This is a genomic window from Pantoea sp. RCC30.1 (assembly GCF_058148845.1).
The window spans coordinates 84030-106200 of sequence record NZ_JBXUHX010000011.1; the positions used below are offsets into that span (position 1 = coordinate 84030).

Consider the following 22171-nt stretch of genomic DNA (forward strand, 5'->3'; position numbering starts at 1 on the left):
AATGAAGCAAAATGATATTATCATTGATGTTGGTGCGAACTTTGGTGGTTTCTCTTTAGAAATAGCTAAAAGAAATCCAACTTATAATGTCTATGCTATTGAAGCTGAACCAAACTTAGCTACTCAGTTAGATGAAAATGCTACGAAAACTGGTTTAGAAAATCATCAGGTTATCAATTGTGCGGTAAATGAAGAAGAAGGAGATTTTCAATTTTATGTCTCCGAACTGGGAGACCATGGCACTTCCAGTTTGCTTCCATTTTCTCAGGACAATATAACGCATGATGAGTATTGGAAAGACCGTAGTGACTTGCATCATTCTAAGAGTGTTGTCGTTCACGCTAAGCCACTCGAAAAGATTCTAGATGAAATTAGTTTTGATAATGTCGCATTTATTAAGATTGATGTTCAGGGTCTTGATCTCGCCGTATTAAAATCATCGGGTTCATATTTGAACAGGATTCAGGCGGGTATGTTAGAAGTGCCCTCTGTGCTTTCAAAGTCCCTCTATGACAATACTAGTGAAGACTTGATGTCCGCGTTAGCGTTCCTGAAAGAGAGTGGCTTCAGTGTTTATGCGGTAAAACCAAACGATCCAGCAGCAAATGAATTCAATGTATTTTTCGTAAAAAATGGTTTGGATTACAAAGAAATTGAGGAAAAGCTAAACCTGCTTGATTTTCATTTCTATGACGGGAAGCATTTCTGGCATGCTCCATCTCATAAACTGGAAAATCCTGAACAACATATTTTAAACTTAAATGAAGTTATTTCTTCGCAAACCCAGGAAGTTGAGTCGTTGAAGTTAAAAATAGACGCTGTACTTTCTGAGAATAAAGAATTGAAGCATGCTTTAAATGTAATTGAAAGTAATAAGGCTGTGCGATTCTTAAAGTTGATCAAATTAATTAAGTGAGAATGATATGCTCAATATTGTAATTCCTATGGCTGGTGCTGGAAGTCGTTTTGCTAAAGCTGGTTACCTGGATCCAAAACCATTAATTAAGGTGCATGGTGTACCAATGGTTAATATTGTTATCAATAACCTTAAGCCTGAACAACCGCATAAGTTTATATTTATTATTCAAAAAGAACACGAGCAACGCTATCAACTCTCTGCACTTTTGAAAAGCTGGGAACCGACTTGTGAAATTGTCACAACAGACGGCCTCACTGAAGGCGCTGCCTGTACTGTTTTGTTAGCAAAAGATCATATCAACTCAGATGATCCGCTGATGATAGCCAATAGTGATCAATATGTTGACTGCTCGATTGATGAATATTTAAATTTCATGACATCGAATAATTACGATGGTTTGATAATGACAATGAAAGCTGATGATGCAAAATGGTCTTTTGTTGGATTTGATGCTGATGGTAAAGTTAATAAAGTCGTTGAGAAAGAAGTTATTTCTGACGAAGCCACAGTCGGTATTTATAATTTCAAAAAAGGTAGTGAATTCGTTAAATCCGCTGAAGAAATGATTAATAAAAATGAGCGTGTAAATAACGAGTTTTATGTCGCCCCAGTCTACAACTATTTGATTGAAAGTGGAGCGACAATTGGTGTATTCAATGTAGGCTCTGAAGCTGATGGTATGTATGGTTTAGGAATTCCAGCGGATTTAGATCTCTTTAAATCTCTTGAATTGTCTAAAAAAGCGACTGCGGGGATATAAAATGGAGATTATTAGCCATCGTGGATACTGGAAATCTCCCAGTGAAAAAAATGCTCTGCAAGCCTTCAATCGTTCTTTTGAACTCGGTTTAGGTACCGAAACCGATGTGAGAGACTTCAATGGTCAGTTGGTAATATCACATGATATTCCAACCGGTAATGAAATGACGGTTGAAGATTTTTTTAAGCTGATAGGTGATAAAACGTTTTCGCTTGCTCTGAATATTAAATCTGATGGTTTGGTTGATAAGCTCAGTCAACTTATTGAAAAATATAATATTCGTAATGCTTTTGTTTTCGATATGTCAGTTCCAGATCAAATTTCCTACGCCAAAAATGGTAAAATTTCATTCTTTTCCCGTGCCAGTGAATATGAACCAGTCATTTCTTTATATGATACATGTCACGGTGTATGGCTAGATGCCTTCAAATCTGTCTGGTATGATGAAAAATACATACAAAATATTCTGAATGACGGTAAGAAAGTTTGCATTGTCAGTCCTGAGTTACATAAACGAGATGATTATAAAGACCTCTGGAATATGCTTTCAGTTTCTGGACTGAAAGATTCCGATAACGTAATTCTTTGCACTGATTTTCCAGAAGAAGCTATTGCTTTTTTAAAGGAGTCAAAATGATCAAGGCTGTTATTTTCGACATGGATGGTGTATTGATTGAAGCCAAAGAATGGCATTACGAGGCCCTCAATAAGGCCTTGAATCTCTTTGGCTACAATATCAATAGATATGACCATTTAACTAAATTTGATGGTCTGCCGACTAAAGATAAGTTGAATATTCTTTCTGCTGAATATTCCCTGCCACGGGAATTACATGCTTTCATTAATGAGATGAAGCAGCATTATACAATGGAAATTGTACACACGAAGTGTAAACCTCTTTTCATTCACGAATATGCCTTGTCACGATTAAAGTCTGAAGGACTCCTCTTAGCGGTCGCATCAAACTCCATAAAAAATACTGTTACAACGATGATGGAAAAGGCCTCTTTGAGTCAGTATCTGGAAGTAATGCTTTCTAATGAAGATGTACAAAAAGGGAAGCCGGATCCGGAAATTTACACGAAGGCCATTGGTCTGTTAGGTTTGAGACCTGAAGAGTGTGTTGTCGTCGAAGATAATGAGAACGGTATCAAATCTGCTACTGCAGCAGGCGCAAATGTGCTGGTTGTACATGATGTCAGCGATGTGACATATCGTAACATTAAAGCTTATATCGACTCTGTTAGTGGAGAATTAAAGTGAATGTAATTGTACTCGCTGCTGGAGAGAGCTATACAGATAGTGCAGACAAAGGTTATCCGCTTTGTCTGACTGAATTTAATGGTGTTCCACTGCTGCAGAAGATTTCTGAAAAACTCGCGTTTAACGCCGGCAAAACTGTTTTCCTTTTTCAGGATAAACATATTAAAAAGCATCATTTAAACAATATTGTTCAGCTTCTGAGTAATGGTAATTTTGAATCTTTTCCTGTTCCTGAAAATACTGCAGGTGCTGCGTGCACCGCACTATTGGGTGTTGTCGGACTGGACCAGGAAGAGCCATTATTAATTGTTAGCGCTAATCAGTATTTAGATATCGACTATCAGGAATTCACAACTGAGATGGAGTCTAAAAATTATGATGCTGGCACAGTAGTTTTTGATTCCGTTCATCCAAGGTATTCGTATGTGTTACTTGATGATCAGAAAACAGTTGTTGAAGCTTCTGAAAAAAATCCAATCAGCCGAAATGCCACGGCAGGTGTTTACTGGTTCAGTAAAACTCGCGACTTCTCGAATTCAGTAATGAACATGATTCGTAAAGATGCACGAGTCAATGAGCATTTTTACATCTGTCCTTCGTTTAATGAGCTTATCCTTTTAGGGAAAACAATAGGTGTTAAAGAGATTGATAAAATTTTTTATCATCCTCTGAAAACTCAAACCCAGTTTGATTCTAATAAGGGTGACCTGTGAAAAGCTTTGAACTCGAGAAAATGACTGCAGGCTGGTTTGTTGGTGGCTTCCAGCCAACCGCTTTTTCAAGTGATACCTGTGAAGTAGCGGTTAAAAGATATAAAAAAGGTTCTTTTGAAAAAGAACATTATCACAAAATTGCGACAGAAATAACTTGCATCGTTGAAGGTGAAGTTATTATGTGTGGGAAGAAATGGACTACAGGCGACATTATAGTTCTGGCACCTGGTGAAATTACATCATTTGAGGCTTTAACTGATGTCATTACGACTGTCGTTAAATTGCCTGGTGCTTTAAATGACAAGTATGTAGTGTAAAAAAAAGGTGGTGTAGATTTACACCACCTTAGTTTTCAGTTCGGTGCTGACTTCCTACTTTTTGCGAAAGCGTTCAGCTAATCACCTTATTTTGTGCTCTTTAGCAAAATAATTTTATCCTACCAGCAAATCCCCGCTCCGAATCTCCTTCTCTCCCGCCAGTCTCACAACCAGCATGCCTGCCGTTGCAAACCTTACCCAGTGTCTCGCATAGAGAATACCGCCATACTCTGCCACCAAGGGGGTGATATGGTCGGTCAGCGGATCGACAATCTCAGCGACCACTTCTCCTGGACGAATCAGTGCGCCCAGCGCTTTACGATGCAGAATCAGACCTGACACCGGCGAATGAATGTATTCACATCCCGCTAACGGCGTAGGTGGATTTTTCAGGGCAGGGGAGGCCGCCGCCGATCCTTCGCTGTGACGCTCTTTAATTACGCCCGTTTCTCCCGGTGCTTCAGCGAGGTCTGGCACGTTTAAACCAATCGGACCGTCATTGATTGCCACGATATCGTCACCGCCCGCGCTCGCCGGGACCAGCTCATCGCCGCCAATGACGGGCGCGGCCACTTCCACGGAAATTGAAGGTTCGCTGTAGCCGATATAGCCGCCTTCCTGCAGCGCCGAAATAATCGCATCCGCATCTTTCTCTGCCTGTTCAGGCGAAACATCACGCATGCCACGCAGCTCAAGCGTCACCGGTAGTAATCCGCGCGGCATCGGGTAATCTTTACCGAACCGTTCTGCCAGCGTCAGCCAGGGTTCACAGCAGGCTTCATCAAACGGCTCTCCGCCGGAGATCTGCGCCAGCAGCTGGACTTCACTGCCTAACCAGCGCGCCAGCGGCTCAATGTCCGGCCAGGCATGCGGCGTGGTATAGAGATGCGGCACGGCTTCCCAGTCACAGTGCAGGTCAATCATCAGGTCTGCCTGACTGGCCATCCGCATCAGCGTGTAGCGTTGCGCATCAAGCTCCGTTTTTGGCACGGTATCGCGATAGTGACGATCGATCGCCTCGCGGATCAGGCTCCGGTTCTGCGATTCACTCTGGGTCAGACTGTCAGCCAGCCCGGCCGCCAGCGTGTTGCCCAGTGACGGGAAACGACGGTTAAAATCCTGACCGGAGAGCGTATGGAAGCGCCCCAGGTGCGTGCCGTGCCAGTGCTGTCCAAGCGCCAGAGGATTGGCAACCGGAACCAGGGTAAAGGCGGCTTTGAGTTGTCCGGCTGACTCCAGCGCCTGTAGTCTTTGTTTCAGAAACCATGCTACCGCCATACCGGGCAGTTCGTCGCCATGCAGCGCAGCCTGGATATAAACCTGCCGCTCGTTGTCCGGAGCAAAATGGAAACTGATGATTTCACGCTGGGTGCCTAAAGAGGCGCTTAACAGTGGATGATGTTGTTGATGCATACCGTGTTAATGTCCTTTAATCGGCAAAGGACGACAGCGCGCCGTCCTGAAAAAGTTAAAGTATAGTTCTGGATCGCGATGAGGACGAAAAAGGGCGACCGCGAGATTATTGCTGGATAGAGATATCCGTAGCGAAGTAGCGCTTCTGAATCTGGTCAAACGTGCCGTTCTTTTTGATTTCGGCAAAGGCGCTATCCAGTGCGGTTTTTAGTTCGGTATCGCCTTTGCGCAGGCCTATTGCCGTGCCGGGGCCGATAATCGGATCCTGAATAATCGGGCCAGCCAGTTCAAAATCTTTACCCTGCGGATGCTTCAGGAAGCCAATGGCCGCCTGTGCCGCATCGGTGAAGACCGCATCCAGTCGGCCTGAAACCAGATCGCTTTCAACCTGTGCCTGATCGCCATAAGGCACCACGGTCACACCATGGGGCTGCCATTTCGCCAGTGCATAGCGCTCCTGTACCGTTCCCTGTTCCACGCCGACCGTTTTTCCTTTCAGGGATTCAACCGTCGGCAAGATGCCCGCGCCTTTACGGGCGATGAGCTGGGTATGGGTGTCATAGAGCGGCCGGGTGAAATCGATCTGTTTCAGGCGCTCTTCGGTAATCCCCATGTCAGAGAGAATGGCATCGAATTTACGCGCCTTCAGCGCCGGGATCATGCCGTCAAACTGGCTTTCGACCCAGACACATTTCGCCTGCATCTGCGTGCAGAGCGCATTGCCCAGATCAATATCAAAGCCAACCAGCTTGCCCTGTGGCGTTTTCGATTCAAACGGCGGATAGGTCGGATCGACTGCGAAACGCACCTGCTCGATTTTCGCCTGAGCGCTAAAAGCGCAGCCTGCCATAACCGCCACAGCCAGCGTCTGACGCAGGCGTTGAGTGAAAATGTTCATGATTTTGCTCTTATTCTGTCGTGATGAGTGATTATGCAGAGTATCGCCGGGCTGCCGGGATGGCAATTACTGCGTTATCTTCACCACGTCAGCCACGCAGAGCGACCGGTAATCTTCGGTGTTAAGAATCACTGAGCGCTCCAGCAGACCGGCGTTAAACGCGATCTCCGGATAACGTTCAAACAGCGCGGGGTCAACCACCAGTCTGAGGTCGGGATGAAAGCTGAACGGCGGGATCGCCCCGAATACGCAACCGGTCAGCAGATCGGTCTCCGCCGGACTGGCGAGTGAGGCGCGTCGTCCACCGACCGCTGCCGCGACTTTGCCCAGGTCCGCCTGCTGATCGGCTGGTAAAACCGCCAGCACATGCTGTTTAACGCCGTTGCCTTTCACATGACAGACCAGCGCTTTCGCGCCCTGGCCAATTTCGGTGCCGCGTATCGCCGCAACCGCTTCACATTTACCGGTCGCCTCATGCTCCATCAGGCGATAGCGTGCCTGGTGCTGGTCGAGCAGGGCGATTAATTTTTCATGGGTCGTCACGGTTCTCTCCCTGAGGTTTGAGTCGCCGTTATTGTGCGGGATAGGGGTGAGGATTGAGAAGGATTCTGCTCAGAATTAGCATCAAAACGAAATTCTGAGCAGCATATTGCACAATTACTTATGGCGGGCGCGCAGGTTGTTAATCACGGCGCTGAAGTCGAGATCCTGATCCTGTAACAACACCATCAGGTGATAAACCAGGTCTGAAGCTTCATTAGTCAGTTCATCCCGATCATTGACAGTCGCTGCCAGCGCGGTCTCAACCCCTTCTTCGCCCACTTTCTGCGCGATGCGCTTGGTGCCGCTGGCGTAGAGCCGTGCGGTATAAGAGCTTTCAGGATCGGCTGTTTTGCGCGATGCCAGTAGTTCTTCCAGCTGATAGAGGAAGGTCCACTCAGGTACAGCCGGTGAGAAGCAGCTGGTGGTGCCAAGATGGCAGGTCGGGCCAATCGGGTTCGCCAGCACCAGCAGCGTATCGTTGTCGCAGTCAGGCGTGATACTCACCACCTGCAGAAAGTTGCCTGAGGTCTCGCCTTTGGTCCACAGACGGTTTTTGGTGCGGGAGAAAAAGGTGACATTGCCTTCTGCCAGGGTTTTTTCCAGCGCCTCTGGGTTCATGTAGCCATGCATCAGCACTTCGCCTGAGACGTTGTGCTGAACGATGACCGGCATCATGCCCTGTGTTTTTTCCCAGTCGAGAAGGGCCAGTTGTTGTTCAGTTAGCACGCGCGAATCTCCACTCCGTTGTCGATCAGAAAGCTCTTCAGCTCACCAATATTAATAATCTGCTTATGAAATACCGAGGCGGCTAAAGCCCCATCGACGTTAGCCTCAGTAAACGCGTCGAGGAAGTGCTGCATGGTGCCTGCGCCGCCAGAGGCGATCAGGGGCACGTTGCAGACTTCACGCATTTTCTTCAACTGCACCAGGTCATAGCCGTTACGCACGCCATCCTGGTTCATCATGTTCAGCACGATTTCGCCTGCGCCCAGCTTCTGCACTTCCTGCACCCACTCCAGCGTTTCCCACTGCGTCACGCGGGTACGCGCTTCGTCACCGGTATACTGATTCACCTGATATTTGCCGCTGGCTTCGTCAAACCAGGTATCGATGCCGACCACAATACACTGCACACCAAAACGGTCCGCAAGGCGGGTGATGAGCGAGGGATCGGCCAGCGCCGGTGAGTTAATCGAAATCTTATCCGCACCAAACTCAAGAATACGCGCCGCGTCCTCCGGGGTTTTGATGCCGCCCGCCACGCAGAACGGAATATCGATCACTTCCGCAACGCGTGACACCCAGCTTTTGTCAACGACGCGGCCATCAGATGAGGCGGTGATATCATAGAACACCAGTTCGTCGGCACCTTCGGCGGCATAGCGCTGCGCCAGCGGTACGATGTCGCCGATGATCTCGTGATTGCGAAACTGTACGCCTTTGACTACCTGGCCGTCACGTACGTCCAGGCAGGGAATTATCCGTTTTGCCAGCATGCGATCGCCTCCGAAACTGTGAATTTATCTTCCAGCAGCGCACGTCCGACAATCACGCCCTGAACGCCGCTGCCGCGCAGTGCGGCAATATCATTGAGGTCGCCAATGCCTCCCGAGGACTGGAAAGCAATCGTCGGGAAACGCGCCGTCACTTCCTGATAGAGCGCAACATTGGAGCCGCTCAGGGTGCCGTCACGCGAAATGTCGGTGCACAGCACATGTTTCAGGCCCACCTGCTGAAAATCGGTAATAACCTCTTCCAGCGTCACGCCCGCCGCTTCCTGCCAGCCACTGATCGCCACTTCTTTGCGGTTACTGGCATCAATGCGGACATCTAACGCGAGCACAATCGCCTCGGCGCCAAACTCTGCAAACCACCGCTTTACCTCTTCAGGCTGCTTCACGGCGGTGGAACCGACCACCACACGACTTGCTCCTGCCTCCAGCAGCGCGTGCACATCGTCACGACTGCGAATACCGCCACCGACCTGCACCGTCACATCAACGCCGTCCAGCAGGGTTTTCAGCAGCGCAATCTGGCGTTTCGCCGGATCTTTCGCGCCGGTTAAATCCACCAGATGCAGCACAGTCGCGCCCTGGTTTACGTAATCCTGCAGACGTGGCAGCGGATCGCTGCCGTAATCGCGCTGCTGACCATAATCGCCCTGATGCAGACGAACCACTTTGCCGTCAATTAAATCTAACGCGGGGATAATCATTACATCTCCAGGAAGTTTTTCAGCAACTGCGCGCCCGCTTTGCCCGAGCGTTCCGGATGGAACTGGACGCCGAAGAAGTTATCTTTCTGTACCGCTGCGGTGAAAGCTTCACCGTAGTGACACTGGGCAATAGTGCTGGCATTGACCGGCATGGCATAGCTGTGGACGAAGTAGAAGTAGCAGCCTTCGTCGATGCCACGGAACAGATGATTGCCCGCCTGTGCGGTAATCTGGTTCCAGCCCATGTGCGGCAACGGCAGGCCGTGAGTGTCCATTAACGACACCGGCTCATCAATGATGCCCAGCGTCGGCACGCCGCCATTTTCATCGCTGCCGCGTCCCAGCAGCTGCATACCCAGACAGATTCCCAGCACGGGCTGGGTACAGGCTTTCACCAGGTCGATCAGGTCACGCTCTTCCAGCTGATTCATTGCCGCCTGCGCGGTGCCTACGCCCGGCAGAAACAGTTTGTCGGCGCGCAGCACCACATCGGGATCGCGGCTCACTTCCGGGGTATAGCCCAGACGTTCAATTGCCCACTTCACCGATGAAAGGTTGGCGCAACCGGTATCCATGATCACCACGTTCATCACAGCACTCCCTTCGAGCTCGGCAGGGTATTACCCTCAACGCGGATCGCCTGGCGCAGCGTACGTCCAAAGGCTTTAAACAGGCTTTCGACACGGTGATGGTCGTTCTTGCCTTTGGTTTTCAGATGCAGTGTGCTCATCATGGCGTAGGAGAGCGAGCTGAAGAAGTGCTCGACCATCTCCGTACTGAGGTCGCCCACGCGCTGATAGTTGAACTCTGCTTTAAACTCGATGTGCGGGCGGCCGGAGATATCCAGCGCGCAGCGCGCCAGACATTCGTCCATTGGCAGCACAAAGCCAAAACGGCCAATGCCGCGTTTGTCGCCCAGCGCTTTCAGCAGTGCTTCGCCCAGCGCCAGACCGGTATCTTCCACCGTGTGGTGATCGTCAATATAGAGATCGCCTTTCACTTCGATGTTCATGCGGAAGCCGCCGTGCACCGCAATCTGGTCCAGCATGTGGTCGAAGAAACCCACGCCGGTATTAATCTTGCTGCCGCCTTCGCGATCCAGCCACAGTTCAACGCGCACCTGCGTCTCTTTGGTGTTGCGCTGCACCAGCGCATGGCGGTCACGCTGGGTCAGACGCTGCTGGATGGTCTGCCAGTTCTCGCCGTCAGCGCCGTAGCGGATAGGCTGAATACCCATGTTCTCTGCCAGCTGAACATCGGTCAGGCGATCGCCAATCACGTAGCTGTTGGCGGTATCCAGCGCGCCTTCGGCCAGCCAGGCTTCCACCATTCTGGTTTTTGGTTTTCGGCAGTCGCAGTGATCATCCGGCATGTGCGGGCAGATCAGCACATCGTCAAACGCGATGCCCTGTGAGGTCAGAACCTGCATCATCAGATTGTGCGGGCCATCGAAATCGGCCTGCGGGAAACTTGAGGTGCCAAGACCATCCTGGTTGGTAATCATCACCAGGCGATAACCAGCGGCCTGCAGCGCCAGCAGCGCCGGGATAACGTCTGGCTCAAACGCCAGCTTATCCAGACGGTCCACCTGATAATCTTCAGGCGGCTCAGAGATTAACGTACCGTCGCGGTCAATAAAAAGGGTCTTCTGGCTCATGCTTGCTCCACAGAAAAGGCTTGCAGCGCGGCGATCACTCGTTCGCACTCTTCACGCGTGCCGATGGAGATGCGCAGGCATCCCGACAGGCCCGGATTTTTGTTCTGATCACGCAGGATAATGCCCTGATCCCATAAGGTTTTGAAGACTTTTGGTGAATCGGTAAAGCGCGCCAGTACATAGTTAGTCTCGCTGGGGAAAACCTGCTCAACGCAGGCCAGCTGAGCCAGTTCAGTCTGCAGCCAGCCGCGATTCGCATTCAGCTGTTCCACATGCTCACGCATCAGCGCAACGCCTTGCTCGCTCAGCGCCTGACCGGCCACATCGGCGACCGGTGTGGCCAGCGGGTAGGGTGCTATGACCTTCATCAGCAGATCGATTACTGGCGTGTTCGCCAGCGCAAAGCCACAGCGCAGGCCCGCCAGCGCAAAGGCTTTTGAAAGCGTACGCAGGATCACCAGATGCGGATAATCTTTCAGCCAGCCGGTCAGAGTCGCCTGCGGGCAGAACTCAATATAGGCCTCATCGGCTACCACCAGCGCTTTGCCAGCGGTCATCGACAGCAGCTGACGGATGTCGTCCTGGTTAATCAGATTGCCGGTCGGGTTGTTCGGGCTGCAGAGGTAAACGACTTTGACGCCATCCAGCTGCTCCGCGATAGCAGGCAGGTTCAGCTGCCAGTCGCTGAGCGCCGGGACGGTGCGGTATTCAATGCCAATGGTTTCGGCGCTGACGCTGTACATGCCATAGGTCGGAGGACAGAACAGAATCGCATCCTGGCCAGGCTCACAAAAGGCGCGCATGATCAGCTCGATGGCTTCATCTGCGCCACGGCTGACCAGTACCTGCTCCGGCGTTAAACCTGCGTAAGCCGCATAGCGCTCAATCACCAGCTTAGGCTGACATTCGGGATAGCGGTTCAGCGTCTGCTGCGACAGCTCAAACGGCACCGGCAGCGGAAACTCGTTGGCATTGAGCCAGACATCTCCGTTGCCACCCAGACGACGCGCCGACATATAGGGCGTCAGGGCGCGCACATTGGCGCGCGCCAGCTGCTCAATATCCTGACTCATGCTTGCTCCTTCAGTGCGGCAACGCGCAGGGTGACGGCATTTTTATGGGCATCCAGCTGCTCGGCGGCGGCCAGTGTTTCAATGGTGGCGGCCAGATTCAGGAAGCCCTGCGGCGTCAGCTCCTGCACCGTCATGCGTTTCTGGAAATCGGCCAGGCCCAGGCTGGAACAGGTCGAGGTATAACCATAGGTCGGTAACACGTGATTGGTGCCCGAGGCATAATCCCCTGCGGACTCCGGCGACCAGTCGCCTAAAAATACCGAACCGGCGCTGGTGATCGACTCCACCAGGTCACGCGGCTGACGGGTCTGCAGAATCAGGTGCTCCGGGCCGTAAACATTGGAAATCTCAACGCATTGCTCAAGATCGCGCGCCACGATCAGGCGGCTGCTCTCCAGCGCCTGACGCGCCGTGACCGCACGCGGCAACTGCGCCAGCTGCTGTTCAACGGCGACCGCGACCGCTTCAGCCAGCTTTAATGACGGCGTCAGCAGAATCACCTGCGAGTCAGGGCCATGTTCGGCCTGTGAGAGCAGATCAGACGCGACAAACGCGGGTGTGGCACCTTCATCAGCAATCACCAGCACTTCAGAAGGACCGGCTGGCATATCAATTGCCGCACCATCAAGGCGCTGACTCACCTGACGTTTTGCTTCTGTGACCCAGGCGTTGCCCGGCCCAAAAATCTTATCGACGCGCGGCACGGTTTCAGTGCCGAAGGCCAGCGCGGCGATAGCCTGCGCGCCACCGACCTGGAACACCTCTTCTACGCCACAAAGCTGCGCGGCATAGAGAATCTCATCGGCAATCGGCGGTGGTGAACAGAGCACCACGCGGCCACAACCAGCGATACGGGCAGGGGTCGCCAGCATCAGCACGGTAGAGAAGAGCGGGGCGGAACCACCGGGAATATAGAGCCCGACAGATTTCACCGGGCGAGTGATCTGCTGGCAGCGCACGCCGGGCTGTGTTTCCACATCCACCGGCGGCAGAATCTGCGCGTTGTGGAAGGTTTCGATATTCCTCACCGCGACGGCCATCGCCTGCTTCAGTTCGTCACTCAGACGTAAGCTGGCTTCTGTGATTTGCTGCGGCGTCACGCGCAGGTTTTCCACCTGCGCTTTGTCGAAGCGGGCGCTGAACTCGCGCAGAGCGTCATCGCCGTTCAGCTTTACCTGCTCCAGCACGTTGCGCACCGTTAGCGTGACGTTTTCAGAGGCGGCAATGGCGGGACGTAACAGCAGCGCCTGTTGCTGTTCGGGGGTGCACTGCTGCCACTCAATCGGGGTAGAAAAGGCCATGGCTTACTCCATCATCTTCTCAATAGGCAGCACCAGAATCGAACTGGCACCCAGTGCTTTCAGTTTTTCCATGGTTTCCCAGAACAGGGTTTCGCTGCTGACCATGTGCATTGCCACGCGGCTCACATCGCCTGCCAGCGGCAGAACGGTCGGGCGCTCAGCTCCGGGCAGCAGGCTAATGACTTCTTCCAGGCGCTCACTCGGCGCGTGCAGCATGATGTACTTCGACTCACGCGCTTTAATCACGCCCTGAATACGGGTCATCATCTTGTCGATCAGCTCCTGCTTGGCGGCAGGCATCTCGCCGTCACGCTGAATCAATACCGCTTTCGAACGATAGATCACTTCAACTTCACGCAGGCCGTTGGCTTCCAGGGTTGCACCGGTGGAGACCAGGTCACAGATGGCATCAGCCAGACCGGCGCGGGTCGCTACTTCTACGGAACCGTTCAGCAAACAGGTTTTGAAGCTGACGCCTTTCTTGTCGAGGTACTGTTTGAGCAGGTGCGGATAGGAGGTAGCGATACGGGATTTATCGAGGCATTCCGGGCCGGTGTACTCGGCGTCTGTCGCCATCGCCAGCGACAGACGGCAGCCGCCGAAATCCAGGCGGCGCAGCGTAAAGTAACGCGGATCTTCACCCTGGGCACGTCGCGAGAGCAGCTCTTCTTCCAGCACGTTCTCACCGATGATACCTAAATCGACCACGCCATCCATAACAAGGCCGGGGATATCGTCATCGCGCACACGCAGGATGTCGATCGGCATGTTCTCCGCAAACGCAATCAGGCGCTGTTGCTGAAGATTGATTTTAACGCCGCAGCGCGCCAGCAGTTCGCGTGAATCATCACTTAAACGGCCAGATTTCTGCATAGCTATGCGTAAACGGGTGTTATCTAACATGGTTCCTGTCCTCTTAATCCTGTCCTGAATGTGTGGTTACGCCAGCCCATAAAAAAACCCCCGGAAGACGATCTTCCGGGGGTTCTCTTGCGTTCACACCACTGGAAGATCTTGAAAGTCTTCCAGCACCAATCGCCTGAAAGACTAGTCAGGATGATGGTGGTGATGATGGTTGAACTGAACGCGTGTCATAATAATCTCGTCGATGAATGAGTATTCATTTGTGGGGTTTAACCTAGCGAAGATGGCTGCGCTTGGCAACACTTTTTTAAACGGGCGGTTCGGAAAGCGCTGAAACAGGTTGTTCTGGTTTGCAATCCGGGGGCAAACTACGGTGAAGTCAGGGTTGATGTTTCACGTCAGGAGTCAAAATGAAGAAGGTCGCGATAGTGGGACTGGGTTGGTTGGGCATGCCGCTGGCCACGGCGTTAACTGCGCGAGGCTGGCAGGTCACCGGCAGCAAAACCACGCCAGACGGTGTTGAAGCCGCACGCCGTTGTAGCATCGAGGCGTTCCAGCTGGAACTGACGCCGGAACTGCTGTGTGATGCTGCCGATATTGAGCCGCTGTTCAACGTTGATGCGCTGATTGTCACGCTGCCCGCCAGCCGCACTGCAGAAGGTGGCGAGGCCTATCTGCAGGCGGTGCAGAATGTGGTCGACACCGCGCTGGTTTACAAAGTGCCGCGCATCATCTTTACCAGTTCAACGTCGGTCTATGGCGGCAGTTCCGGGGTTAAGCGGGAAAACAGCCCGCTGACCGCAGAAACGGTAGCCGGAAAGACGCTGGTCAAACTGGAGAGCTGGTTGCACGATCTGCCGGGGACCAGCGTGGATATTGTGCGTCTGTCCGGTCTGGTCGGGCCAAAGCGCCATCCGGGACGCTTCCTGGCGGGTAAGCAGGATGTCGCGAATGGCTCGCAGGGCGTGAATCTGGTGCACCTGGATGATGTGGTCGAGGCGATTACGCTGCTGCTACAGTCGCCGAAAGGGGGCCGGGTTTACAACCTCAGTGCGCCGAAACACCCGACGCGTGACACTTTCTATCCTGCGGTTACGCGCCAGCTTGGTTTGCAGCCGCCGCAGTTCGCGCCAGAAGCAGTTAAAGACAGCGGCAAACTGATAGATGGATCCCGTATCTGTAGCGAACTCGGTTTTGAGTACCGCTATGACGATCCGGTGAAGATGCCGCTGGAATAACAGGCGGCTGATGTGATGGCGGGGGCAGGGTGCCCTCGCTGAATTGTGCCATCAATCTGCCACTCACATAGTTACAACATACTTTAAGAAACTAAGGACAGGGCAGACTGTGCCCGCAGACACGCCGATGCTAAGCAGGCCAGACAGTAAAGTCTGGCCCTCAGCTTCACACCCCCAATCGATCCCTCAGTGCGTACCACACCGCGCCCATGGCCGTCAGCGGCACCTTAAAGCGCCGCCCGCCGGGGAACGGCAGATGGGGCAGGCGGGCGAAGGCGTCAAATCGTTCGGCATCGCCGCGTAACACTTCGCTGATCAACTTCCCGGAAAGATGTGTGCTGGTCACGCCGTGACCGCTGTCGCCCTGCATAAAATAGACATTCTTTTCCAGCCGGCCAAACTGCGGCATGCGCGACAGTGTCAGCAGGAAATTGCCACTCCAGCTGAAGTCCAGTTTCACGTTCTGTAACTGTGGGAAAGTGCGGCGCAGCTTGGGGCGAATCAACGCTTCGATATCGGCTGGTTCTCTTGCGCCATAGACGACGCCACCGCCATACAGCAGCCGGTTGTCTGCGGTCAGACGGAAGTAATCCAGCAGATAGTTACAATCTTCCACACAGTAGTTATTCGGCATCAGCGACAACGCCTGGTCAGGCGTCAGCGGCTCTGTCGCCACAATCTGCGAACCGCACGGCATGCTTTTCCTGCTGAGGCGCGGCTCCAGTTGGGGTGACAGATAGGCGTTACCGGCGAAGATGACAAATTGCGCACTGACCTCACCCTGGGCGGTCTTCACCCGGTTAGGCGTGCCATAAACGACCTCTGTCGCTGCGGACTGTTCATAGATGCGCCCGCCATGTCGCCGGATTGCTTCTGCTTCACCCAGTGCCAGGTTCAGCGGATGCAGATGACCGCCACGCCGATCCAACAGTCCACCGACGTAGCGTTCGGTGGCGACTTCGCGGCGAATGGCGCGTTCGTCCAGCAGCTCCAGATTGTGATTCCCGTACTGCTGCCACAACGCTTTCTGTTTTTGCAGATGTGCCATCTGGCGCGCATTCAGGGCGGCAAACACGCCTCCAGGCCGGTAGTCGCACTCAATCGCATAACGCTTAATGCGATCGCGGATAATCTCAGCGCCTTCAAACATCATGCCGCCCAGCATGCGGGCGCTCTCTTTGCCGTAACGCTGCTCAATCACATCCACGTCGCGACTATAGGAGTTCACCACCTGACCACCGTTACGACCGCTGGCACCGAAGCCCACCCGCGCCGCTTCCAGTACGACCACGTCGTAGCCCACCTCGGTCAGATGGAGCGCCGCTGAAAGGCCGGTGAAACCGCCGCCAATAATACAGACGTCACACTGAATGCTCTCCTGTAAGGTCGGCCAGGGCGCATGCGGATTGGCTGTCGCTGTGTAATAACTCTCCACATAATTCATAACAATCTCCGGAAGCGCTTAAAAATTGGCTGGCGTGTGGGCACTGACAATGCGGCAGGGAATTTCAGCACTGTTGGTGAAGCTGTGCGGTAAGCCAGTATCAATCACATAGCTCTCACCGGCGGAGAGGTGAAACTGCTGTCCGTTGATGACCAGCGTAATTTCTCCTTCCAGCAGCGTGCCGGTCTCTTCCCCCGGATGACGCAGCTTCTCGCCGGTGCTGGCACCGGGTTGATAGGTTTCCAGCAGCATGCCCAGCGTGCGCTGCGCACGACCGTTGTCGATCAGTTTCAGCGAAACGCCCTGGCTACCAATCTCCAGCAGATCGCTGGCGCGGACAATTATTTTCGGCTCGGCATCCGCTTTGGGTTCCGAAAAGAATTCTGACAGCGACAGCCCATAAACTTTCAGCAGCTTCTGCAGCGTGCTGACCGCCGGGCTGACCTTATCCTGCTCAATGGTGCTGATGGCGCTGTGGGTCAGTCCGGCCAGTTCGGCAACGCGACGTTGCGACAGCCCCATCGTCTGCCGGATCTGCGCCAGCCGTCGTCCCGGTGCCAGCGTGGCATCACTCATCTGCTTTTCCCCTGTGATAGCGAATGGCGGCCTGAATAAAGCCGCTGAACAACGCCTGCGATCCCGCCGTGCTTTGCGGCTGCCACTCGGGATGCCACTGCACCGCCAGGGCGAAGGGATGATGACGCAGACTCACCGCCTCAATCAGGCCATCCGGCGCGCGCGCTTCAACGCGCAGTTGCGGGCCTGGCTCACGTACGCCCTGATGATGCAGTGAATTGACTCTTAGCGGGCTGTCGCTGTCCAGCAATGTCGCCAGCACGCCATCCGGTTCGATAGTGATTTGATGAGCCGGCGCATACTGCTGATCCAGTGGCAGCGTCTCATCTTCATGATGACGCTGAAACGGCGGCTGCCCGCTGACCTCCCTCCACAGTGCACCGCCATTGGCCACCACCAGCTCCTGCATTCCACGACAAATCCCGAACATCGGCATTTTGTGGCTGGTGGCCCAGGTGATCAGCTGAAAGGCGAGACGGTCACGTCCCGGATCGGCGTGCGGCTCTTCGCCCGTCTCGCCATAATGCCAGGGTTCGATATTGCTGGGGCTGCCGGTCAGCAGCAGGCCATCCAGAACAGCCATAGCATTTTCTAATAGATGAGGCGCATTCATCAGACTGTGGGGCAGGGCTAGCGGCACGCCGCCCGCAAGGACAACCGCATCGATATATTTGTTGTGCACCGTCTGAGTTAAATGCCCACCCAGATCGTTCTGGCACATCACTACGCCAATCAACGGCTTGTCAAAAATAATGCCCATCTCACGTCCTCGCATCACTGTTCGAAATATCTACCGAAAGGGCACGTCTGGCGGTTAAGTGTGCAATATTTTTTCAATCTAGCAATCTGCTGGTTGTTGTTCAAACAGATTTGTTACATTTGCACACTTTTTATGTTGGCGCTATGTTAGTGGTGTGGCTGTTATTTTGAGCATTACGCAAACCTAATAGGGGCGGGTGAGATCATGACTAACCTGGTAGAAGTAGAAGACTTTATGCTTCACAGTGAAGAGAAACGAACCAGCGCGTTCCAGCATGAGGTGAAAGCCTGGCTGGAGCGCCATCCTGAAACGCAGTATGTCGATATCCTGTTAAATGATTTAAATGGTGTGTTCCGCGGCAAGCGCATTCCGGTCTCTGCGCTGTCTAAGCTGGAAAAAGGGTGTTATTTCCCCGCCTCTGTGTTCGCCATGGATATTCTCGGCAACACGGTAGAAGAAGCGGGACTCGGCCAGTCACTGGGCGAACCCGATAATCTCTGCCTGCCCGTCTCCGGTACCTTAGTTCCCTCTGCTTCTGACCCTCAACACATTGCGCAACTGCTGTTAACTATGTGCAACCAAGATGGCACTCCCTTTGACGTTGAACCCCGAAATGTCCTTAACCGGCTGTGGCAACAGCTGCGTAACCGAGGTCTGTTCCCGGTGGTAGCGGTAGAGCTGGAGTTCTATCTGGTGGACAAAAAGCGCGATGCTGAAGGCTTTATCCAGCCGCCGTGTTCGCCCGGCAGTGACGAACGCAATATGCAGAGCCAGGTTTATTCGGTGGATAACCTCGATCACTTCGCCGATGTGCTGCGCGACATCGACGATCTGGCGCGTCAGCAGGGCATCCCGGCCGATGGCGCGCTGGCGGAAGCCTCGCCCGGACAGTTTGAAATTAACCTGCATCATACCCGCGACGTGCTGCGCGCCTGCGACCACGCGGTGCAACTGAAGCGCCTGATTCGTCAGGTGGCGGAAAATCACGGCATGACCGCCACGTTTATGGCGAAGCCGTATGAGGAGTACGCGGGCAGCGGTATGCATGTGCATATCAGCATGCTGGATGCCGCCGATCACAACGCCTTCGCCTGTGATGACGGCAGCGATTCGCCGCTGATGAAACGCGCGCTGGCCGGCATGATCGACCTGATGCCAGCTTCGATGGCGCTGCTGGCACCCAATGTGAATGCCTATCGCCGCTTTGTCCCGGAGGCCTATGTGCCGTTACAGGCTTCGTGGGGCCATAACAACCGGACCGTTGCACTGCGCGTACCCTGCGGTGATATCGACAATCACCGTATTGAGTATCGCGTGGCGGGTGCTGACGCCAACCCTTATCTGGTGGTGTCGGCTATCCTGGCCGGGATGCTGCACGGGCTGGATACCCAATTGCCGTTACCGCATCCGGTCACCGGCAACGGTCACCATGCCGAAGGTCTTGCACTGCCGATTCGTCAGAGCGATGCGTTGTATGAATTTGACAGCAGCTATCCGTTACAGAAGTTACTGGGCGAACGTTTTGCCATGGTCTGGCACAGCTGCAAACATTATGAACTGATGCAGTTTGAACGGCTGATTACGTCTACGGAAATCGACTGGATGCTGAAAAACGCCTGAAACGCCGGTTTACCGGCAATTCCGTGCGCTTTTTTTGCATAACATGCCCGGATGGCTTGTATTTCTGCCATGGCTTAGGGCAAAATACGCGGCCTGCAAAATCAGATGATAACCGACGCTTCACGCGCCGGTTATTTTTTTGCATCCAGTTTTATGAGAGCGTTTTTTGCTGACTTAACCGAGGCCGGGCACGCACCCGGATAGATAAACACTGAAAACACGCGTAAGCGTGAGATTGAGGATTAAAAGATGGGGATGTTTTTCACTCTGCCAGCTAACGCTGGTACGCGTTTTCGTGATGACTACGGCGCCGCGTTAACCGCTAACCTTACTCCCTGTCGCTTAATGCGCAGTTGTCCTGTGACCCAGCCCAGCCAGGTTGTCGCACATGGGGGACTGAAGCATGTCGCTTAATACCTCCGCCGCACCGCAGCGTGCGCAACTTAAAAAAACACTCACGTTACTTCCGGTCGTCATGATGGGCTTAGCCTACATGCAGCCTATGACCCTGTTCGATACCTTTGGCATCGTTTCCGGGCTGACCGAGGGTCACGTCGCCACCGCTTATGCTTTCGCGCTGATTGCGATTCTGTTCACTGCCGTGAGTTACGGTAAGCTGGTACGCCGCTTCCCCTCTGCGGGCTCCGCTTATACCTACGCTCAGAAGGCGATCAGTCCGCACGTCGGCTTTATGGTCGGCTGGTCATCTCTGCTGGACTATCTGTTCATGCCGATGATCAACATCCTGCTGGCTAAAAACTATTTCGAATCGCTGGTGCCGGGCATCCCGTCGTGGATTTTCGTGGTGTTGCTGGTCGGATTTATGACGCTCTCTAACCTTAAGGGCATCAAAACCGTCGCCAACTTTAACAGTGTGATTGTGGTGCTGCAGGTGGTTGTCATGGTCGGGATTACCGCGATGGTGATCTACGGTGTGGCAAGCGGCGTGGGTTCCGGCACGCTGGTGAGCAGCCGTCCGTTCTGGTCTGAGAATGCGCATGTGGTGCCGATGATTACCGGTGCGACGATACTCTGCTTCTCGTTCCTCGGCTTTGATGGCATCAGTTCGCTGTCGGAAGAGACCAAAGATGCAGAGCGCACGATCCCGCGCGCCATTTTCCTGACTGCCCTGATTGGTGGTGTGATCTTTATCGCTGCGTCTTACTTCCTGCAGCTTTATTTCCCGGATATCACCCGCTTCCAGCATCCGGACTCCTCACAGCCTGAAATCATGCTGTTTGTCGCCGGTAAAGCGTTGCAGGTCGGCATCCTGATCTTCTCGGTGGTCACGGTGCTGGCATCCGGTATGGCAGCGCACGCTGGCGTATCGCGTCTGATGTATGTGATGGGCCGTGATGGCGTGTTCCCGGAGCGTTTCTTCGGTTACATCCATCCAAAATGGCGTACTCCGTCACTCAACGTGCTGCTGGTCGGTGCGATTGCGCTGATGGCGATTAACTTTGACCTGGTAACGGCTACTGCGCTGATTAACTTTGGTGCGCTGGTGGCGTTTACCTTCGTTAACCTGTCGGTGATCGCCCAGTTCTGGGTCCGTGAGAAGCGTAACCGCACGCTGAAAGATCACGTTCAGTATCTGCTGTTGCCATTGCTGGGTGCACTGACGGTCGGTGCGCTGTGGGTAAACCTGGAAGAAAGTTCTATGGAGCTGGGCCTGATCTGGGCCGCCATCGGGATTATCTACCTGGCATTTGTGACCCGCAGCTTCCGTAATCCGGTGCCGCAGTTCAGCGAAGAAGTTTAATCGCGCTAACGTTGCCGCCCTCCCGCAAGATCGGAAAGGCGGCAACGTTTTAACTGGCCAGCACCAGTTCCCAGCTACCCGCACCTAACCACTCCCGGCCTGCATCACTCATCTTTTTGTCGGTTACAACCACATCAAACCTCTCCAGCGGCAACGCCAGAAATGTCGCAATCCTGTTGTACTTCGAACTGTCACTCAGTAGTACCCGCTTACTGCTCACCTCACTCACCGCCTGCTTCACCATCACTTTATCTTCATCCGGTGTAAACAAGCCTCGCGGCCCCCAGCAGGAGGCCGATATAAAGGCAATATCAATGGCGAGATGACGCAGGCTGCGTGCCGCCGACTCCCCGACACAGGAGCGGTTCTCCCGGCATACGGTGCCGCCTGTGTGGATAACACGGCACTGACTCGCCTCCATCAGCAGATTCGCCACCATAAAATCGTTGGTCACCACCAGCAAATCATCGCGATCTACCAACTCTCTTGCCAGCGCTAACGTCGTGGTTCCGGCATCCAGATAAATGCAGCTGTTACGCGGAATGTGCCGGGCGGCAGTGCGGCCAATGGCGCGTTTTTCATCATTGTAGAGGGCGCTTTTCGTCAGATGCGACGGTTCAGCCGCTAGCCGGTCAGCAGAGCGCACGCCGCCGGAAACCGATAACACGGCACCTTGCTCCTCCAGCTTCTGCACATCACGGCGTATGGTCATGTGTGACACGCCCAGCCGCTCTGTGAGTTCTGCGATGCTCACCACGCCACGCTCGGCGACCAGCGCCAGAATCTGTTGATGACGTTCAACCGGAATCATATCTGCTCCCTGATAATTATCATT

At 53.4% G+C, this 22171-nt stretch carries 25 protein-coding genes and 1 other annotated feature; of the genes, 9 read left to right on the top strand and 16 right to left on the bottom strand.

Translation table 11 applies throughout. The annotated features are described in order from the left end of the window. The first annotated feature begins 1 nt into the window (after window position 1). The 6 genes from AC2LB6_RS11795 to AC2LB6_RS11820 are packed head-to-tail and all read left to right on the top strand — an operon-like array spanning window position 2 to window position 3972. The gene (locus AC2LB6_RS11795) at window positions 2-916 is read left to right on the top strand and encodes an FkbM family methyltransferase (RefSeq protein WP_490093640.1); all 915 of its coding nucleotides are present in this window, start codon (window positions 2-4) and stop codon (window positions 914-916) included. A 7-nt stretch (window positions 917-923) separates the two neighbouring features. Beyond that, a complete protein-coding gene (locus AC2LB6_RS11800) occupies window positions 924-1679 on the top strand; it encodes a glycosyltransferase family 2 protein (RefSeq protein WP_490093641.1) in 756 nt (251 codons plus the stop codon). A 1-nt stretch (window position 1680) separates the two neighbouring features. Next, window positions 1681-2316, top strand: coding sequence for a PI-PLC domain-containing protein (locus tag AC2LB6_RS11805; RefSeq protein WP_490093642.1), 636 nt, complete (start codon window positions 1681-1683; stop codon window positions 2314-2316). Continuing rightward, window positions 2313-2942 carry an HAD family hydrolase gene (locus tag AC2LB6_RS11810; protein ID WP_490093643.1) on the top strand — a complete coding sequence of 210 codons (630 nt, stop codon included), beginning with the start codon at window positions 2313-2315 and terminating at the stop codon, window positions 2940-2942. The genes AC2LB6_RS11805 and AC2LB6_RS11810 overlap by 4 nt, the downstream gene beginning before the upstream one ends. Continuing rightward, window positions 2939-3655 carry a sugar phosphate nucleotidyltransferase gene (locus tag AC2LB6_RS11815; protein ID WP_490093644.1) on the top strand — a complete coding sequence of 239 codons (717 nt, stop codon included), beginning with the start codon at window positions 2939-2941 and terminating at the stop codon, window positions 3653-3655. The genes AC2LB6_RS11810 and AC2LB6_RS11815 overlap by 4 nt, the downstream gene beginning before the upstream one ends. Further along, complete coding sequence (locus AC2LB6_RS11820; protein WP_490093645.1) at window positions 3652-3972, top strand: hypothetical protein; 321 nt, start codon at window positions 3652-3654, stop codon at window positions 3970-3972. The genes AC2LB6_RS11815 and AC2LB6_RS11820 overlap by 4 nt, the downstream gene beginning before the upstream one ends. 114 nt (window positions 3973-4086) lie before the next feature. Here AC2LB6_RS11820 and AC2LB6_RS11825 read toward each other — a convergent pair whose 3' ends face one another. The 12 genes from AC2LB6_RS11825 to hisL all read right to left on the bottom strand — a co-directional run bounded on the left by AC2LB6_RS11825 (window position 4087) and on the right by hisL (window position 14167). Then, window positions 4087-5385: a succinylglutamate desuccinylase/aspartoacylase family protein gene (locus tag AC2LB6_RS11825; protein ID WP_490093646.1), complete on the bottom strand. Its 1299-nt coding sequence runs from the start codon at window positions 5383-5385 to the stop codon at window positions 4087-4089. A gap of 106 nt (window positions 5386-5491) precedes the next feature. After that, the gene (locus tag AC2LB6_RS11830) at window positions 5492-6283 is read right to left on the bottom strand and encodes an ABC transporter substrate-binding protein (protein ID WP_490093647.1); all 792 of its coding nucleotides are present in this window, start codon (window positions 6281-6283) and stop codon (window positions 5492-5494) included. A 66-nt stretch (window positions 6284-6349) separates the two neighbouring features. After that, window positions 6350-6826 (bottom strand): YbaK/prolyl-tRNA synthetase associated domain-containing protein, encoded by a 477-nt coding sequence (locus tag AC2LB6_RS11835; protein ID WP_490093648.1) that lies wholly within the window; start codon window positions 6824-6826, stop codon window positions 6350-6352. 114 nt (window positions 6827-6940) lie between these two features. Further along, window positions 6941-7552: a bifunctional phosphoribosyl-AMP cyclohydrolase/phosphoribosyl-ATP diphosphatase HisIE gene (gene hisIE / locus AC2LB6_RS11840; protein ID WP_490093649.1), complete on the bottom strand. Its 612-nt coding sequence runs from the start codon at window positions 7550-7552 to the stop codon at window positions 6941-6943. After that, entirely contained in the window at window positions 7546-8322 is a 777-nt protein-coding gene (gene hisF / locus AC2LB6_RS11845) for an imidazole glycerol phosphate synthase subunit HisF (protein WP_004571310.1), read from the bottom strand. Before hisF ends, hisIE begins: the two co-directional genes overlap by 7 nt. Further along, window positions 8304-9041: a 1-(5-phosphoribosyl)-5-[(5-phosphoribosylamino)methylideneamino]imidazole-4-carboxamide isomerase gene (gene hisA / locus AC2LB6_RS11850; RefSeq protein WP_490093650.1), complete on the bottom strand. Its 738-nt coding sequence runs from the start codon at window positions 9039-9041 to the stop codon at window positions 8304-8306. The genes hisF and hisA overlap by 19 nt, the downstream gene beginning before the upstream one ends. Next, window positions 9041-9631, bottom strand: a complete 591-nt coding sequence (gene hisH, locus AC2LB6_RS11855) for an imidazole glycerol phosphate synthase subunit HisH (RefSeq protein ID WP_008926061.1) — start codon at window positions 9629-9631, stop codon at window positions 9041-9043. Before hisH ends, hisA begins: the two co-directional genes overlap by 1 nt. Beyond that, window positions 9631-10698 (bottom strand): bifunctional histidinol-phosphatase/imidazoleglycerol-phosphate dehydratase HisB, encoded by a 1068-nt coding sequence (hisB, locus tag AC2LB6_RS11860; protein ID WP_490093651.1) that lies wholly within the window; start codon window positions 10696-10698, stop codon window positions 9631-9633. The genes hisH and hisB overlap by 1 nt, the downstream gene beginning before the upstream one ends. Then, the gene (gene hisC, locus AC2LB6_RS11865; RefSeq protein WP_490093652.1) at window positions 10695-11771 is read right to left on the bottom strand and encodes a histidinol-phosphate transaminase; all 1077 of its coding nucleotides are present in this window, start codon (window positions 11769-11771) and stop codon (window positions 10695-10697) included. Before hisC ends, hisB begins: the two co-directional genes overlap by 4 nt. Further along, entirely contained in the window at window positions 11768-13072 is a 1305-nt protein-coding gene (gene hisD, locus AC2LB6_RS11870; protein WP_490093653.1) for a histidinol dehydrogenase, read from the bottom strand. Before hisD ends, hisC begins: the two co-directional genes overlap by 4 nt. Before the next feature lie 3 nt (window positions 13073-13075). After that, window positions 13076-13975, bottom strand: a complete 900-nt coding sequence (gene hisG / locus AC2LB6_RS11875; protein WP_004571317.1) for an ATP phosphoribosyltransferase — start codon at window positions 13973-13975, stop codon at window positions 13076-13078. Window positions 13976-14023: 48 nt separating this feature from the next. After that, window positions 14024-14144, bottom strand: a sequence feature (His leader region). Further along, window positions 14120-14167, bottom strand: coding sequence for a his operon leader peptide (hisL, locus tag AC2LB6_RS11880; RefSeq protein WP_100396937.1), 48 nt, complete (start codon window positions 14165-14167; stop codon window positions 14120-14122). Its footprint overlaps the feature before it by 25 nt. A gap of 179 nt (window positions 14168-14346) precedes the next feature. On the opposite strand from hisL, the gene AC2LB6_RS11885 reads away from it, so the two are divergent. Next, window positions 14347-15174: an SDR family oxidoreductase gene (locus AC2LB6_RS11885; protein ID WP_490093654.1), complete on the top strand. Its 828-nt coding sequence runs from the start codon at window positions 14347-14349 to the stop codon at window positions 15172-15174. A 166-nt stretch (window positions 15175-15340) separates the two neighbouring features. Here AC2LB6_RS11885 and AC2LB6_RS11890 read toward each other — a convergent pair whose 3' ends face one another. Genes AC2LB6_RS11890 through puuD form a run of 3 tightly spaced genes read right to left on the bottom strand, consistent with a single transcriptional unit; the run spans window position 15341 to window position 17954 of the window. Then, window positions 15341-16618 carry an NAD(P)/FAD-dependent oxidoreductase gene (locus AC2LB6_RS11890; protein WP_490093655.1) on the bottom strand — a complete coding sequence of 426 codons (1278 nt, stop codon included), beginning with the start codon at window positions 16616-16618 and terminating at the stop codon, window positions 15341-15343. Between the two features lie 18 nt (window positions 16619-16636). After that, the gene (gene puuR, locus AC2LB6_RS11895) at window positions 16637-17194 is read right to left on the bottom strand and encodes an HTH-type transcriptional regulator PuuR (protein ID WP_490093656.1); all 558 of its coding nucleotides are present in this window, start codon (window positions 17192-17194) and stop codon (window positions 16637-16639) included. Beyond that, complete coding sequence (puuD, locus tag AC2LB6_RS11900) at window positions 17187-17954, bottom strand: gamma-glutamyl-gamma-aminobutyrate hydrolase (protein WP_490093657.1); 768 nt, start codon at window positions 17952-17954, stop codon at window positions 17187-17189. The genes puuR and puuD overlap by 8 nt, the downstream gene beginning before the upstream one ends. A gap of 204 nt (window positions 17955-18158) precedes the next feature. Here puuD and AC2LB6_RS11905 point away from each other — a divergent pair, with 204 nt between their 5' ends. Both AC2LB6_RS11905 and AC2LB6_RS11910 read left to right on the top strand, forming a co-directional pair. Then, complete coding sequence (locus tag AC2LB6_RS11905) at window positions 18159-19574, top strand: glutamine synthetase family protein (RefSeq protein WP_490093658.1); 1416 nt, start codon at window positions 18159-18161, stop codon at window positions 19572-19574. Between the two features lie 403 nt (window positions 19575-19977). Continuing rightward, window positions 19978-21336 (top strand): APC family permease, encoded by a 1359-nt coding sequence (locus AC2LB6_RS11910; RefSeq protein WP_010248042.1) that lies wholly within the window; start codon window positions 19978-19980, stop codon window positions 21334-21336. Window positions 21337-21385: 49 nt separating this feature from the next. On the opposite strand, the gene ygbI is transcribed toward AC2LB6_RS11910, so the two are convergent. Next, window positions 21386-22147: a DNA-binding transcriptional repressor YgbI gene (gene ygbI / locus AC2LB6_RS11915; protein WP_490093659.1), complete on the bottom strand. Its 762-nt coding sequence runs from the start codon at window positions 22145-22147 to the stop codon at window positions 21386-21388. Window positions 22148-22171: the final 24 nt, after the last annotated feature.